We start from the raw sequence: 16196 nt of genomic DNA, 5'->3' as shown, positions 1-16196 counted from the left end.
AAAAAATGGCGTTATTCACTGATTGGAATTCCCTACTGTTAAGCGAATACTTTTCCCTCGCGTCCTCTCATGAGGAAGCATGGATTCACGCCAATCGTGCAGACCTAGACGCGTTTGGCCTACATCTTGGTGGAGCGGATGGGTTAGTAGAGGCCGCAAGACAGGGGCCAGAATGGATTCCCGCCTCGGCCAGCCATTGCGGAGACGTGGTTCGTCAACTAATAAACCTGCGGCGAGCCAACCTGCGATCGAATAGCTACATTGATCCAGGGGCTGAAAACCCGATTTATGAGGGCTTGAAGGCGCCTACTTACCTGCCTTACCTAGCCTTATGGGTGCTTGCGTCGTCCGAGGCAGGCGAGGAAGGTTTTTATGCAAAGGTTACCGGGTTATTGAAGCAACCTTTTCCCAATACTCCCCCAGTTACTTCCGTTATGGAGGCCGCATGGCAGGATCTCGAACGCTGGAGCAAAGACGAGATAGATGGTCGATTTGGCATCTTCAGATTCCGCAAGCTCGGGGAGCACAGGTTCGTCGGAATCTCAAAGTCACAATGCATGGTGTCGAGCAAGGATGCCAATGGTATCCGCCAGCTTTTTGCGGCGTGCGGACTACATCCCAAGCAAGCATTGACGCATTCGCTTTTCCGCCAGGTTATTGACCAAGGCAAGGATGTCCATTATCTGAGCAGCACCCTTAAAAGTGCGATGCAAGATCCTGCGTATCACGAACCGCTCCAGCATGTCTTGGCTGAGCTGCTGGATATTTGGGATGGGCGACGCCCTAGAGCAGCCGAAGGGCAGCACGGGAGAAACCACGACCCGCAAGACGTGGGGGGACCTGGACCAACCCTTGAGGATTGTGAAGACGAGGTAAAGGCTAGGCTAATCCCTTCTTTCAATGATGTAGATGGCTGGGAAATTGGCTGGAGGTTCCCAGCAGCAGGGGGCATTGTTTCATGCACATTGGTTCATGGGAGCAACCGCATCCCTGCCAAACTTGACCCGATGGGAGATGCGTTTAACAGCGACTCTGCCGGCCACCAAGATGTAGCCAGGGATATGCTCCAGAAGTCCACAGTGGAGGATATCGTGCTCGACGTGGAATATGGGGATGAGAATTCCCCTGGCCTGGGGGGCCGGCGACGATATAGGATTCATCGGAAGGACAGGAGATTTTTTTCCTGGGATATGCCGAATCCCAGGTCAATCGAGGAGCTGGTAGAACGAGACCTTCCAATACTTGGTCCTGCTTATATCCTCAGTACCGATAGCTTCCGAGAGATTCTGGATACCTATCTTCGTAATGAAGGCATACCTACGGAGCAACTTACCACTGGTGGCCTACCGTCTAATTGGGCCCTCACCTGCATTCCCGACTCTGCACAATTGAACGAAGAGCAACGTCAGTGGCTGGAAGATAGGAGTGCTCTTCCTGGTGCCCGAGCTCGTCTCCGCTTTGTTGGCGGCCGTTCGATTATCCAAGGGCGTACCAGGACATACGCGCCCTATGATTTACCGATGGTGGAGCTTGAAGCCCCGAGGGGCGCTATCTTGATGGCAGAGGGATTGGAATTCAGTGATCCAGGCATGCGTGCCGAGCGGTCTCAAATCAGGCGACTCAGTATCAGGGTGACGGATGAACGAAAAGCAGGCTTCGAGATAAGGGTAATTTCTGACTCAGAGATATTGGCCAAAGCCAAATTGCGACTGGTCTTGCGCGACGGCCTGGCGCTGGCTCAAGGAAGGGCTTTGGGCTTGGATCGCTTCGGCAGGACTGTTCTGGCAAGCGAAGGACTCAGTGGCGTAATCATCCAAAGCGGTCAGTCCGAGGATGAACATAGGGCACAAACCCAGGTATTCAACTTAGCGGAAGGGATGCTTTGCCAAGATCTTGGGTCGAACCTGATCCAAGGTGTTTCAGCCAAATTCCTGGATTCCCTAGCGTCCCTAGGCTCAATCCCCTATGGAGCTGCAAGAGATCAGTTGACCCGCCTAGGAGAATCTGACGGGATCGATGTGCAGCCAGTCTTCGCCCTCTTAGACCTAAGAAGCAGGGGATGCCTGGAGCTTCAGACGGATGCCAGGGGGCACTTGATCAGGGTACTTGCAGTTCCTCCTACAGTTTACTCCTTGCCTGCCATGCACGATGGCCTAGCTCTTCATGGGGTCTGCGGCACTTTGCGGCTGAAGCATTGGGAGTGCCTACGAAATGATCAAGATATCGTGGCATATATAGAGCAAGGGAGAGAGTGGCGCCTTCCAGTACTTAGACTTGCATCCATAGACGAGGAGTCGATTCGTAAGGTTGTCGATCGGTATGGGCTGCTTTTCGCTCGCAATCCAAGCGTTTCGATTTCGAAGTGGGCTGGCCCCTTGGAGGAAGCCACTAGCGAACTTGCGCCACAAGGTTGGAGTGGCCTGGCCGCCAATCTCCGCCAACTCCAGCGGTTGGTACCAAACTCTGCGCAATTCAGCATGGTTTCCTCAGGATTCATGGCGGTCGATCCACAGGTAGGCAGGCAACTCTTCAAGTTCGACGATCCAGCAACACCTGGGCTGCAAGTCTACGCACTTGGTTCTCGACTGGGCAATGGTCCAGAAAGCTATAACTTCATTCACGATTCCAGATGGGGCGTCTGGATTGCAATCAATGCTTTTGCAAAATGGGTCAAAAAACATCACTCAATCGAGGATGCGAGCCCCTGGCCAATTCATTACGCTCCGCAGCAAGGGGAGCTTTGGCTTCCAGCGCGTCTTAGGCCTCCTGCCATGATCGAAAGGGCCCTGACGACATGTTCTGGAAGCAGCGCGGTAGAAGTGTGCGTAACACCCGGCTTTTCCGATGAGACAGGACTTTTCCTTGTGGAGGGCAAAACGGAAAAGATCATAGGTTTGGCAAATCATGTCTATGGCGGCTTTGTGCCCGGCGTATGGTTGTGCTATCGATGGGTTCCACTGGAAATCGCAACAAGAGTCGCAGGATTGCTAGAAGGCCAGCTGAGTAGCTTTTGAGAGTATGCACTTAAATTATTGCTAGCAGCTCAGTCAGAAAAAGAGGATGGAAAACATGCCGGAAAACCTTGACTTGGATCCTATTGGTGCATGGGGTCAATTGCAGGATCATCTGAAAAGGTATGTCAAATCAGCCTTCGGGACCAACTCTCCAACCTTTGAGGTTGATCGCCAGAAGCTTCTCGATACTCCTGGTGTCTTATTCCAGGAGTTGTTCCTGGAAATGCTGCCCTCCTACGACGCTGGGAAAAAGCTAGAAGAACTGACGGAGGAAGACCTACCAGGCATGAGCAAGGAGGCTCGCGAGGCGTTTTGTGCCATTGCAAACTCTGGGCTAATGCCACGAGCCGCAAAGCTATTCCATCATCAGCAGCAGATGCTGAAGGCTGCATTGCAACGGAAGAATTGCATCGTGGTAACCGGTACTGGCTCTGGCAAAACTGAGTCGTTCTTGTTGCCAGTACTTGCGTCAGTCGTCAAGGAGGCCGTGGATAGTAGGTGGGCGCCTGCGACAAGGAATCCTGGGCAAGCGTGGCAAGAGAGCGCGCCACCAAAATGGGACTTCAATCGGATGCATGCGCGAGGTGAGAAGAGAGCACCGGCTGTGAGGGCTCTCTTGTTATATCCGATGAATGCGTTGGTGGAGGATCAAATCTCGCGACTTAGGACAGCCTTAGACTCCGATCCGGTACATTCGGCCATGGACGCGATGATTGGGAGGAATCGCATCAGATTCGGTCGCTACAACGGCTCCACCCCAGTGGCTGGCCACCCTTGGAAGCTAGGAGAAAACGGGCGAAGGGCGTCAAACACCCAGAAGCGGACGGAGCTAGGCCGGGATATTGCAGAGGCGATAAGAAGCTATAGGCTCCAGCGAGAAAGACTCGACCAGGCAGAACTGGATCTTACTGAGGCAAGAGAATCGGGTGACAAAGATGCCATTCGGCTCCATGAAGAGCGCCTAGAAAAAGTCAAGGAACAAGGCGCCTTCGTTACCAGAATGGACCCATCCTCAGGGGAAATGTTCCATCGATGGGAGATGCAAGCATCTCCCCCAGACTTGTTAATCACCAATATCAGCATGCTTTCCATCATGCTGATGAGGCATCCTCATCCCCGTATTCCCGGGGATAGCGCCGACTCTCAGATCTTCGAGGCTACGAAGTCTTGGCTTGCAGAGGATAGGCAATCACGAGTATTCCAACTTGTGATAGATGAGCTGCACCTGTATCGTGGTGCTGCGGGTACTGAGGTTGGCTATCTTCTCAGGTTATTGCTGGATAGGCTTGGACTCTCTCCAGAGAGCCCGCAATTGCAAATATTGGCATCCAGCGCATCATTGGATGGCAATAGCAGATCAACGTTCGAATTTTTAGGTGGGCTATTCGGACTTAGTTCCGGAGAGGCAAGAACAAGGTTTCATATCGAAGTCGGTCGTCCAGTCTATTCCAAGCCGGCAGTAGAGTGCGGCTTTTCGGAACAGGTCTCGCATAGCTGCATCCAACTGGGGCGCGAGACATCGAATGGTGCACTTGGGATTGAAGTAGCCAAGAACGTATTCGAGGGCGACGAATTTGCAGGGAACTCGAGCAAGTTTGCTAGCGCCTTCTGGGATGAGGGGAAAAGCAGACATAGGGCTTATCCTGTATCAGAACTCGCTTCTCGATGGTTCCCGGGAATATGCGATCCTGAAAGGCGGCTGCTGGCTGTGCAAGGGTTGCTCGCTGCGGGAGGCCATGCCTCGAGAATTGATGCCGAGAGCAAGGGTGCTTCGGCGTTTCATCTTCCTAGAGTTCGTTTCCATTGGATGGTCAAGAATCTGGACGGGCTATGGGCAACGGCAGGGCTTGATGCTCGAGATGAACAGCGTCGTGTTGGACGACTACTGGCAGAACCAAGGATGGACGTGCAGGGGCAGCGCGTCCTAGAGGTGCTCTATTGCGAATGCTGCGGCACTCAGCTTCTCGCTGGATACAAAACCAAGGCAGAGCATCATGGGGGCCACCAACGGTTCGAGATTGCCCCCATGCCGCCAGCGATTGACGGATTGCCTGAGATAACGCCGCAAACACGGACGGATTCTCAACCCTATCATAGGCTTGGAGTCGTCTACTTGATCCCCGATACTTGGGCCTATCCTGGAGACCGCCCCGCCCTCAACTGGAAACAAGGGACTGAGGAACGGGACGATCGTAGGAGGCGGCTAGACAGAAGAGATGCCGGTTGGATAGAAGCAGTCTTGAATCCAACTACAGGTATCGTAATCATTGGTGGGGAGCAAAAAGAGGGATGGCTTCGCTGTCTTTGGCTACATGTGGATACAGATGAAGGCGCTCTCCCCCCGTTGCCGGCCATGCCGCAGCTATGCCCATCATGTGGAATTAACTACTCTGAACGGAAAGGAGGGAGATCAGCGCCAATACGCTCCTTTGCAACTGGTCTTACGCAGACATCCTTGCTTTTGACGAAGCATCTGATGGCAATCATGCCAGGAGGGGATGCGAGGAGGTTGGTTGCCTTCTCCGATAGCCGTCAATCTGCGGCCACCCTTTCAAATGGCGTGGAAGTCGAACAGTGGAAGCACTTGCTAAGCTCGTTTGTCATCCATGAGCTGCAAAGTCGGTCTGCTGGCGGATTGCAAGCCATACAGCAAGAAATCCTTCGCGCAATCGAGGCAGGCAACGATGATGAGGCAAAAGACATTATCCGTGGTTTGGACGGTCAGATAACGGATGAAGCTCGAGAGTCACTGCTTCGTTTTCGTGCGGCGGCAAGAAGCGTCCACGACGATGGAGACTTGGCGTCATCAAGCGATAGGCAGCAGGTAACCCAAGTGAAGAACTTCAAGCCAGGCTATGTCCGTCTGGATGATTTCCTGAACGACCCTGATTCGGAGCTAGCGGAGCTTCCCGTGATTTGGAGACGCTTGGCACAACTTGGCGTTAATCCAGCGGGGCCATCGGTAGACGCCAAGCGTATCCTTCGAGATGCCGATTGGACTTCCCTCATCGACTTTGGAGATCAAGGAGGGGCTACGACGCCTCTACTTCGTGATGTGCCTCTTTCGACAAGCAGAAGGAGTGGGCTGGATGCGCTTTCCCGAAGGCTACGCAAGCAGGCCTGGCGAGCGATTTCAGGAAGACTGTTGTATGACTTGGAGGCTCAGGGTATTGGGCATCTCGCAGTCTCGCCAGGCTTCGCAGCGAATGCGCCAACCGGAATGAGCCCACAAGTATTCAGGGAAATTTGCGATAGCGTGATTCGGCTCTTGACAGAGGAACGCCGGACAGATCCATCGCAAAATGACACCACCCCTGATCCGTGGCAACAAAATGATCCCAAGGGGCTAGGCGTTGAAGGAATTGGTAAGAAGCGGGTTGTCCAGTTCCTGAAGGCTTGCTCGGCTACCCATGGGTGCGAGTGGAAGGAGTTACGAGACTATGTAAGAGGCGCCTTGATGCAAGAAGGGCATCACGTTTCACGGGGTTGGGGCATAGTCCGGCAACCCCAGCTGTGGGTACGAGTAGTTGGCCGTGATGCAATGCCTTGGGTATGTGGCCGATGCACACAAGTGCACTGGCATGCGTCGGGTGGAATTTGCGCAAGATGCTTGGATCAGCTATCCACACAACCAAACGGATCTCGGTCGGCCGGAGAGATCGAATCTGGTCACTATTATTCCAACCTTGCTGGACAAGATGGATTCAGGTTCAGGATCCATGCCGAGGAGCTAACGGGGCAAACGAATGACCAGGCACAAAGGCAACGGCATTTCCGTGGGATTTTTTTCAAGGGCGAGCGTGTCTACGATGTCGTCGATCGAGAGGTCATTCCACTTGTAGACCAAATCGACCTCCTATCAGTTACCACGACAATGGAAGTTGGTGTTGATATTGGAGGCCTTCAGGCGGTATTCCAGGCCAACATGCCGCCAGAGCGGTTCAATTACCAGCAAAGGGCGGGACGGGCCGGGCGAAAGAAACAGATCTACTCTGTCGTCCTTACTTATTGCCGAGGCCAGACTCATGATCGGATACATTTCGAGCATCCGGAAGAAATGACTAGTGGTATTCCTCCACAGCCAGCAGTGTCGGTGAGTGATGACCAGAGAATACTGGCCGAGCGCCTGGTGTCGAAGGAGGTCTTGCGCCGAGCATTCCAGGCTGCAGGAGCTACTTGGACAAGCTCAGGGATCCCTGCAGATACACATGGAGAAATGGGGACCGTAGGAACATTTCTGGCTGATGACAATTATCGTTCCGCCGTAAGTCAATGGATACTGTCTAGGGAGAGAGAGGTAAGAGAAATAGCGATGGTAGTAGCCCGTGGAACTGCAATCGAGCCCGAGAAGCTTGTTAGCACGGCGCTAGATCTACCTGGGAGAATATTGGCGGCAGCTCGCTCGGACTCTGATCCGTCTAGGGGGCTGGCCCAGGCCCTGGCCGATGCCGGGGTATTACCTATGTACGGCATGCCATCTGCAGTTAGGAGCTTATACTTTTCGTTGCCGGACACCCCCCTTCATGGAAGAGAACCAAAGACTCTCGACCGTACCCTGGACCAGGCGATCACAGAATTCGCTCCTGGCTCGGAGCGAATATGGGACAAACGGCTTCTTACGCCGAATGGGCTCGTGGGATCTATCCAGCATGAACGAAGCAATCTGTGGAAATCAATTGGACGCCCCATAGGCGAAGTGACGTGGCAGGTTTTCTGTCGAGAATGCAGGAACTTGAAGGTATATCCTGCCGACTCCGCCACACTAGAACCCAAAGAAGATTTGCCAGGCTGGGATCGTCAGTGGATATCAAATGCCAGAACGATCCAATGCTCAGTTTGCCAAAACTCAGCCGCCAGCGCATACCTTGCCGTTACGCCGAATGGGTTCCTAACCGATCTTGATCTCGAGAAGCCAGCCAGCACTACAGAAATAGGAGGAAAAGGAGGTCCTGTGGCCTTCGTAGCTTCGCCTTCGATTTCAAATACTAGCTTTATGAGGGAAGGCAGGGTTCTCTTGTCCTTGGCACACCAAGAACGCGTCTATCGGATAGGACAGAATCAAGATGGGGAGCCCCATGGTTTCGCGAGGGCAAGCTCCCTATTCCAGCATGAGCAAAGCCAACGCCTCAGCGGGGAAATATGGGTTGCTAACGACGATCAAGCCGAGATAAAGGCTAGCCTCGCGTCGCCAAAGACGACGGATATCCTTAGTGCAAGGATGCTGGACGTTCCAGGTCTCGGATTCTTTGATGCCCAGAGGGAAGTCTCCAGTCGTCGAGCCGCATGGTATTCGGCGGCGACCATCTTGCAAAGAGCCATTGCCCTTGAGCTTGATGTAGATTCCCTTGATATTGAAATTGCCTCGGTGCACAGGGTGGACGATTCAGGGCGGCGTGGGGCCGAACTTTATCTAGCCGATGAACATCCGAATGGAGCCGGGCTGGTCTATTGGGCACATCTTAACTGGCGGGAATTGGTGGACGGCTGCATTTCGGCATCAGGCAGCCTGACTCGTCTCGGAAGATTAATTCGTGAGGAGTGTGCTCGGGCCAGCAAAGAAGACCAGTTTTGGCGATCTCCTGACGTCTTGCTAAAGGGCTTCAGGAATCGCCAGCTACATGGATTGATTGATTGGCGCCTAGGGCTTGAATTGTTGGCCACCATGAATGATCCTGGGTACCTGCCGGGTATAACTCCCCTCTTTGAGCAATGGGGGCTGGGAATGCCCGGATGGGGTGACATGGCCAAGGATTTGGCGAACCTCTACTGCAATGCGTTCGAAGGAGGACTGTCATGCCGGGTGGACGGACCGACTGGGTTGCATGGTTGGATTACCGGGCACGGTGAAAGTAGAGCGGAACCGACACTTCACGTCGTCGCTCATCCACTCTGGCAGTTTGATCAAACTTGCACTGATTCGATTAGCGCGGCCGTGAGAGACTGGGCCTCAAGCCTTCATATTGGAACGCTCAAGCTAGTCGACTCCTTCAATCTATCGCGCAGGATGGCCTGGGTCAGGAAGGCGCCGCCGCATTACTTTGCTGAATACCTGCTTGACACTGGCAACGGTAGCGATTGGATGGGTTCCGTGGCGTCCCTCGAGATAGGGGCCAGCATTCGGAGCCAGGGGAAGACGTGGCAACGTGTTGCTGAGAGGAATGCATGGAGTTCAGAGAAGGGGAATTGGGTGGTGCAGGACGAGATTGGGAATCTATTTGAGGTATTGATTCGAGAAATACCTGGGCGAGGGAAAATGATTACACCGGTAAAGATCGATGTTCCTCATCTATCTAGAGAACAGAATCCGCAGGTTATCGTTATCGCCCGTCGGACGGACTAGCCAAAGGAGTGGAAATTGCCAAGGATGATTGGCCCGGTAACCCAAGACAAATGGGAGCGAGAGGTTAGGCGTCAGCTGGAACGCCAACTGCCCGATGAATGGATTGTGGTGTGCAATGTGTCCTGGGCCATAGAATCCGGGGGTTATGTCAGGGATGGCCAGAGTGATTTCGTAGTGCTGGCACCTGATCTTGGCATGGCCATAGTCGAGGTCAAGGGCTCGAGGTCCGTTCGCGTGGGAGAGGATGGGGTCTGGTATCGTCAGGAGCAAAATACGAGGACTGGGGAAGTAGGTGCTGAGATAAAGATTGAGAAGGCTCCTCCTGAACAGGCGTGCGGAAACATGCACACCTTGGCAGGGGTAGTGAGCAAAGGACTCGGCTCGGCGACATTCCCAGGCGCGTATACATTTTTGGTGGCATATCCAAATGGCGTGGTTAAAGGGAGATCCGATCTATATGACCAATCGACCATCATTTCACATGACAAGATGGGACGTCTTGGGCCATGCATCAAGAGCTCCCTCATGGCCAGGGGAGCAGAAAGAAGCGGCAGGAATTTTTCTGCCGACACTGCGAAACGCGCTTCAATTATCTTGGGAAATCTTGGGTTTAGTGTCGAGTCCATTGACTCGGGAGCCGATGCCCGGGAAGATACAGATAACATCGAGAAATTGACTCGGCAGCAATATGCGGCCCTTAAAGGGGCCTTTGAGCTGCCGAGCGTTGCCATAATTGGGCCAGCAGGTTCCGGCAAGACCACGCTTGCTATCTGGAAGTTGTCTTCCTTGTTGGAAGAAGGACGGCGTGCTATCTACGTGTGCTTTAACAAGGCACTTGCAGATGATTTACGCAGGAAAAACCATCTTCTCGAACAGGCTATTGTCAATGTCGACAAGCTGTTTACCAAGGTCGCTAAACCTAACGGCAGCCTGCAGAAGGATGCTCATTACTTTCGTGAGCTTCTCCCCCGAATGGTCGTAGCCAATCAGGGGGATATGATGGAGGACGAGAGATACGAAGCCATAGTCGTCGACGAAGGACAAGACTTTGGTGAAGAGCGACTGCTTGCTCTTTATGGGTTGTTGCGTGACGGTGGGCAGTGGCTATTTTTCGCGGACTGGCAACAAGACATTTATCGTGCAGGAAGCGGGGATGAAACCTTGGCCGAGGTAATCTTTAAGCTCTACCATAATTGTCGAAACACGGAGTTGATAAACGAGGCGACGAACCAGTATTGCGACAGCGATGTGAAAGCCATGCCAGGCGTCCCGAGGGGCGTGCTGCCACAAGTATTGCGATGCGAACCTGGCATTATGGGAGCCAAGGCATGGGAATTGGTGCATGAACTGAGTCCTGAAGGGGGAGCAGTCATCCTTTCGCCATACATACTAGAGAAGTCGTGCCTATCTACCATGAGCCGCGGCTATGGATTGCAATTGACAGAAGACATAGAAAAGCTCAACAAACCCGGGTATGTTTTCTTTTCTACAATCAAGGCATTCAAGGGGCTTGAAGCTGGGCATGTGATCTTGATTCATGCTGACCGTCCCGACAAAGGCCCCGCGCTGACGCTGAATGATTTATACGTTGCTTGTACTCGCGCCACGGGACGATTCACGATTGTGACCAGTTCTGAAGAAGCATATAGATGGTTCTGTCGCCAATGAGCCCCATCGAAAGCTGAATGGCATCGGCGTCCTCGAGTCGTGATGTTCCTTCCTCCAAGCCATTTCGCCTTTCATCGGAAGAAAAATGATTGTCGGCTGCCTATCAGTAGACATCCACCCGTCCTTGGTCGTTCTGCTTATACGATGTTGTTGATCGGTACATCACCGTTAGCCAGGTAGCGTTCGAGGGTATGTGCGCACCCAAACTCGCGGGGTACACGCTAAAGTTGTGCGAGAGCCATGGATACAAGGTTTCAACTATAGGCTTGGCGTAATCCTGCCCCACCAGCCCGTGCTTATCGGCAAGCAAACCACGTCTTTCAACGCGATGCAGCGTACCGACAACTTCAGCGCCTGTATGGCGATTTGGCCCAGTGGTTAGCACGCCTCCCATAAAATTTCGCCTAGCAGGTATAACGCGGCCCAGCCGTGCCTTCTAAAAACTACATCTACGAGTATTCCAGTTTTTTTTACCCATATATCACCACTCTGAAGCAGACATTCATGCGTCTGCAGGAGTCGGTATGCCCACATCCTTTTCTGCTACACCTCCTCTCCTTTGTCCCTGCTGCCATTCCATCAATGTTGTCGCACGGGACTATGCCCGCATCACAGGTAGTATCGTCGGTGGTGTCGCAGGCGCCTGGGACGCTGCGGCCGCCGAAATAGTGGGCACACATACTAGAGCCTCCTCTGGGGCTTTCGCCCTCTCACGTGCTTTGCACCTTAGCGGCCTAGCCAGCGGCCTGATGGAAGCCCTGATAGGTGCGGCGGCGGGCTCTTGCGCTGGCGCGGCAGTCGGCGAAGTCATCGACAACACTGTACTCAATAACTTCGAGTGCAAAGACTGCGGCCACACGTTCGGCCACAGGAAACTGTCCCAGGGCTGAGCAGCCACTTCTTTCACCCCTTAATGCAAATACCCACGGCTCCGAAGAGCCGTGGGTATTTGTGCTTTCCATTCCGAATTTCAAATTTCAAGGAGCAGCCATGCACCTCGTACAAACCATGGCGTATATCGGCCAACAACCTTGGCACGGTCTGGGCAATCAGCTTTCTCCGAATTCGCCGTTGGAAATCTGGGCCCAGCAAGCTGGAATGGCTTGGCACATCGAATCGGCGGATGTTCGGTACGTCGCCAATGACGACGGCCTGGGTTCCATTCACGCATTCCCCGAGCAGAAAGTGCTGTACCGCTCGGACACCAAGGCTCCGCTATCGGTCGTCTCCAGGCGCTTCCAAGTCGTGCAGCCCTCGGAGATTTTGGAGTTCTATCGCGACCTGACCGAAGCAGGCGGTTTCGAGCTGGAAACCGCTGGCGTCCTCAAGGAGGGCCGCAAGCTGTGGGCGCTAGCCCGCACCGGCCAATCCGCCTGCCTCAAAGGCCGCGATCGGGTGAACGGCTATCTTCTGCTGGCCACGGCCTGCGACGGCACGTTGGCAACCACGGCCCAGTTCACATCCGTTCGCGTGGTTTGCAACAACACCCTTGCCATTGCCTTGAGCGACGGCGATGGCGTGGTGAAGGTACCCCATCGCAGTCAATTCGATCCACAGGCTGTGAAACGCCAGCTTGGCATCGCGGTATCAAGCTGGGATGGTTTCATGGCCCGCATGAAGGCGCTAGCCGAATACAAGGTGAAGGACGATGCGGTAGAAGCTTTCTTGCGTCGCGTGTTGACCTATCCGATCCATCCTACTGCCGAAGGCAGCGCGACTGCCGTCAACGAACGGGCTATGAAGGCGGTGCAGGAGCTGTATGCCGGACGTGGCAAGGGTTCGGAGATGGCCTCAGCATCCGGGACGGCCTGGGGCCTGCTCAACAGCATCACGGAATATGTCGATCATCACCGCCGCGCCCGCTCCAGCGACCACCGGCTGGACGCGGCTTGGTTTGGGGCGGGCGCTGCACTGAAGCAGAAGGCCCTGGACGAAGCCTTGAAGTTGGTGGCGTAACAACTATTCTATTCACCACGACATGAAGCCCGCCACTGCTGCTACGCAGTGGCGGGCTTTGTGCCTTCTGGAGATTTGAAAATGGCATTGCCCAAACAACGCTCAGAGACGCGCCCAGCATTGCGATTGATTGATACCCGCAAGATCGAGCGCGCCGACTGGCTGGAAGTGCGCAAGACCGGCATCGGCGGCTCGGATGCTGCCGCTGCCGTAGGTCTGTCTCCCTACAAGAGCCAACTCGAATTGTGGATGGAAAAAACAGGGCGGGATGCCGATCTGCCCAAGCCCGGCCCGAAGGACACCACGGAACCTATCCATTGGGGCACGCTGCTGGAGCCTATCGTGGCGGCAGCCTACACCCACCAGACCGGACGCAAAGTGCGCAAGGTCAATGCCGTACTGCAGCACCCTGAGGTTCCTTTCATGTTGGCCAACCTCGACCGGGAAGTCATCGCCGCTCCGGGCGTGCAAATTCTGGAATGCAAGACAGCGGGTGAGTTCGGCGCGAGACTCTGGAAAGAAGGTGTGCCCGAATATGCCCAGCTCCAGGTGCAACACCAGTTGGCTGTCACTGGCAAGCAGGCTGCCGACGTGGTCGTGCTTCTGTGCGGCCAACGGTTGGAAGTCCACCGCATACAGCGCGATGATGAACTCATTGCCCGGCTGATCGAACTGGAAGCCCAGTTCTGGAAATACGTTACCACCGACACGCCGCCACCGGCCGACGGCTCGGAATCAGCGGAACTGGCCTTGCGCTGCCTGTATCAGGGCAATTCCTCCACGGTGGATTTCAGCGACGACAGGGGCCTCTCGACCACCTTTGCCGATCTGGTTGCACTACGTGCCGACATCAAGGCCAAGGAGACGCAGGCCGAGAAATTCAAGCAAACCCTGCTGCAGGCGATGGGAGATGCCTCCGAAGCCCGTTTCGAGACAGGGAGAATCAGCTTTCGACGTAGCAAAGACAGCAGTCACTTCGACGTGGATCGTCTGCTGCTGAACCACCCGCGGCTAGCGCTGGAATATGTCACTACCAGGCCGGGAAGCCGACGCTTTCGCATTCTCGATTGATATCAACCGGCATATAAACCTTTTCACACAGGAGCAAGACCATGCTGAAAGGCTTAGCGATCACGCCGCCCATAGTCGGACGTATTTCCATTGGCCGAGTTGTCGAGAAGCACGGCAAGCGGCTGCCCGAAAAAGATGATCAATTCACAATCACAACCCAAGTGCAAACTCGGGATGGTTGGTTGCTACATCCCCTGGACGACGCACAGCGCAAACTGCGCGGCGGCGACAAGCTGCGAGCGATCAATATCATGCTGCCCTTCAATGATCCCGATCTGAATCTGCGGGCCGACTATTCCTACTTTGATCGGGAGGATGGCCGGCCAATCTGCGTGGGCGACGGCGAGATTTGCCGCCGCAACACTGACGAAGGCATGCAAACGCTCCCGTGCTACACCCCGGATGGCTGCGGCTTTCACAACCGGGAATGCAAGCCCTATGGACGACTTTACGTCACCATAGGGGATCAGGATGAACTGGGCGTTTTCGTCCTGCGCACAACTTCCTACAATTCCATTCGTACCCTTGCGGCGCGCATGCGCTACTTCCACGCGGTATCAGGCGGTTTGCTGGCGTGCATGCCGTTGGAATTGCGCCTACGCGGCAAATCCACCACGCAGAGCCTTCGCACCGCCATCTATTACGTCGATCTGGTTATCGGCCATGGCATGACATTGGCCGAGGCCATTCAGGATGCGCAACGGCTCAATGTCCAGCGACAAGAGGCGGGTTTTGATCAAGATGCGCTCGACAAGGCTGCACACCTGGGGTTCGCCAATGGCGCGTTCGAGGAATCGGCGGAGGATGTGCCTGCTGTGGTTGAGGAGTTTTTCCCAGACGACCTTTCGACAGCGCTTCGAGAGACATCCATCCTACCGCCTGACCCGCTGCCTTCCAAGACTAACTTAGTTGCCAAACTCAAAGCGAAGACTAGCGACACACATTGAAGTTCGGTTCACGTATACAGGCTCAACGCAATTTTCGTTGGGCCTTTTTATTTGGAATTTGAAATGTCCCTATTCAAGAAAAGTGCCGTTCCGCGTCTTTCGCTGGGAAAGGTCCTTATTACTCAAGCAGCATCAGATGCTCTCGACTCACCCAAGGAAGAGGGGGTACCACTGCTCTACCGGCACTTGCATGGCGACTGGGGAGACGTGACCGAGCAGGATGCCTTGCAGAATGAGATCGCCTTGGTTCTCGGAATGCGCGTCTGGTCGAGTTATCGCCTTCCCACGGGGAAGACTATCTGGATCATTACTGCGGCGAGCCGCTCGGAAACGATTATTCTGTTGGCAGACAGTGACCAGGTGGCCGTCAGAGGAGGCTAAAGTACATCGCCAGGCGCTGGCATTTCATCACCTGCTCGGCGTCTCCGAGATCCGCGCCTACGATATCGACCTCGCCGCGGCCCGAAAGCTAGCCGGCGACCTGGCCGCCACGCCGGGCCTGAAGGTGACCACGGCCGGCAAGACCCGCGCCGCTATGCACCTAGGCTTTGCCAATGGCGCGTTTGGGAAATCTGTGGACGACGTGCCGACAGTGATAGAGGAATTCTTTCCTGAGAAACATGCTGAGACGCCACAAGCAGTTGCGACTGCTAGGCCAAGAACGGCCTGAAGATACGACTCAAAGCAAAAATAAGATAACTGCACTGAGCCGTCATTCGGGCTGTCACCGAAGCCGGGCCCGGCAATCATCTGTCCAACGTCTTCCTGAAAGACGCCTCGTGCCTTTCAGTCAGGTTAGGCCCGCGACTTTCCCAGCCTGGCTGTCAATGTTTCCACGATCTCGACCACCAGTGCCCGATCCGCGCTGCCCAGTTTGGACAACAATCCAGTCAAATGGACGGCCTGATCCGCTGCCCGTGAACTCGTCTCGGTGACGAGCTCGGCAATATTGCACTTAAAGATTTCGGCCAGCTCACTCAGGCGCACCACGGTCGGCAACGCTACACCTCGCTCAATGCGAGACACCGCCTCCACGCCTATCCCTAGCCGCTCCGCTACTTGCTCTTGGGTCAGTTCGCACGCAACCCGGCGCTTCGCTATCGCCTTGCCCACGACCTCTGCCAGCCCATCCGCGTCAGATTTGCCCATATGCCCTCCGGAACCGACCTAGATAGTCGAGGGACGACCGATTCAGATGAA

General features: G+C 54.6%; 8 protein-coding genes. 7 read left to right on the top strand and 1 reads right to left on the bottom strand.

Annotation, left to right across the window (positions count from 1 at the left end; translation table 11 throughout):
* Nucleotides 1-5: 5 nt before the first annotated feature.
* The 7 genes from J2P76_RS07845 (at nucleotide 6) to J2P76_RS07815 (ending at nucleotide 15377) form a co-directional block, all read left to right on the top strand.
* Nucleotides 6-3014, top strand: coding sequence for a hypothetical protein (locus J2P76_RS07845; RefSeq protein ID WP_207405947.1), 3009 nt, complete (start codon nucleotides 6-8; stop codon nucleotides 3012-3014).
* A 46-nt stretch (nucleotides 3015-3060) separates the two neighbouring features.
* Complete coding sequence (locus tag J2P76_RS07840; RefSeq protein ID WP_207405945.1) at nucleotides 3061-9354, top strand: DEAD/DEAH box helicase; 6294 nt, start codon at nucleotides 3061-3063, stop codon at nucleotides 9352-9354.
* Between the two features lie 24 nt (nucleotides 9355-9378).
* Nucleotides 9379-11022: a nuclease-related domain-containing DEAD/DEAH box helicase gene (locus J2P76_RS07835; protein ID WP_207405943.1), complete on the top strand. Its 1644-nt coding sequence runs from the start codon at nucleotides 9379-9381 to the stop codon at nucleotides 11020-11022.
* A gap of 990 nt (nucleotides 11023-12012) precedes the next feature.
* A complete protein-coding gene (locus J2P76_RS07830) occupies nucleotides 12013-12978 on the top strand; it encodes a DUF932 domain-containing protein (protein ID WP_207405941.1) in 966 nt (321 codons plus the stop codon).
* Between the two features lie 81 nt (nucleotides 12979-13059).
* Nucleotides 13060-14049 (top strand): YqaJ viral recombinase family protein, encoded by a 990-nt coding sequence (locus tag J2P76_RS07825; RefSeq protein ID WP_207405939.1) that lies wholly within the window; start codon nucleotides 13060-13062, stop codon nucleotides 14047-14049.
* A 41-nt stretch (nucleotides 14050-14090) separates the two neighbouring features.
* Complete coding sequence (locus J2P76_RS07820; protein WP_207405937.1) at nucleotides 14091-14996, top strand: hydrolase or metal-binding protein; 906 nt, start codon at nucleotides 14091-14093, stop codon at nucleotides 14994-14996.
* A gap of 63 nt (nucleotides 14997-15059) precedes the next feature.
* Nucleotides 15060-15377: a hypothetical protein gene (locus J2P76_RS07815; RefSeq protein ID WP_207405935.1), complete on the top strand. Its 318-nt coding sequence runs from the start codon at nucleotides 15060-15062 to the stop codon at nucleotides 15375-15377.
* 414 nt (nucleotides 15378-15791) lie between these two features.
* Here the strand turns inward: J2P76_RS07815 and J2P76_RS07810 are convergent, their stop codons facing one another.
* Nucleotides 15792-16145 (bottom strand): helix-turn-helix domain-containing protein, encoded by a 354-nt coding sequence (locus J2P76_RS07810; RefSeq protein WP_207405933.1) that lies wholly within the window; start codon nucleotides 16143-16145, stop codon nucleotides 15792-15794.
* Nucleotides 16146-16196 lie beyond the last annotated feature (51 nt).

Origin of the sequence: Bordetella petrii, assembly GCF_017356245.1 — a bacterium.
In the GTDB taxonomy this organism is placed as follows: Bacteria; Pseudomonadota; Gammaproteobacteria; order Burkholderiales; family Burkholderiaceae_B; genus Bordetella_A; species Bordetella_A petrii_D.
The sequence above is the reverse complement of the archived record's forward strand: the minus strand, read 5'-3'. Positions and strand labels throughout refer to the sequence as shown.

Bases quoted from the DNA above. Each gene is read 5' to 3' on its own strand.
- J2P76_RS07845 (WP_207405947.1), top strand. From the start codon at position 6: ATGGCGTTATTCACTGATTGGAATTCCCTACTGTTAAGCGAATACTTT.
- J2P76_RS07840 (WP_207405945.1), top strand. From the start codon at position 3,061: ATGGAAAACATGCCGGAAAACCTTGACTTGGATCCTATTGGTGCATGG.
- J2P76_RS07835 (WP_207405943.1), top strand. From the start codon at position 9,379: ATGATTGGCCCGGTAACCCAAGACAAATGGGAGCGAGAGGTTAGGCGT.
- J2P76_RS07830 (WP_207405941.1), top strand. From the start codon at position 12,013: ATGCACCTCGTACAAACCATGGCGTATATCGGCCAACAACCTTGGCAC.
- J2P76_RS07825 (WP_207405939.1), top strand. From the start codon at position 13,060: ATGGCATTGCCCAAACAACGCTCAGAGACGCGCCCAGCATTGCGATTG.
- J2P76_RS07820 (WP_207405937.1), top strand. From the start codon at position 14,091: ATGCTGAAAGGCTTAGCGATCACGCCGCCCATAGTCGGACGTATTTCC.
- J2P76_RS07815 (WP_207405935.1), top strand. From the start codon at position 15,060: ATGTCCCTATTCAAGAAAAGTGCCGTTCCGCGTCTTTCGCTGGGAAAG.
- J2P76_RS07810 (WP_207405933.1), bottom strand. From the start codon at position 16,145: ATGGGCAAATCTGACGCGGATGGGCTGGCAGAGGTCGTGGGCAAGGCG.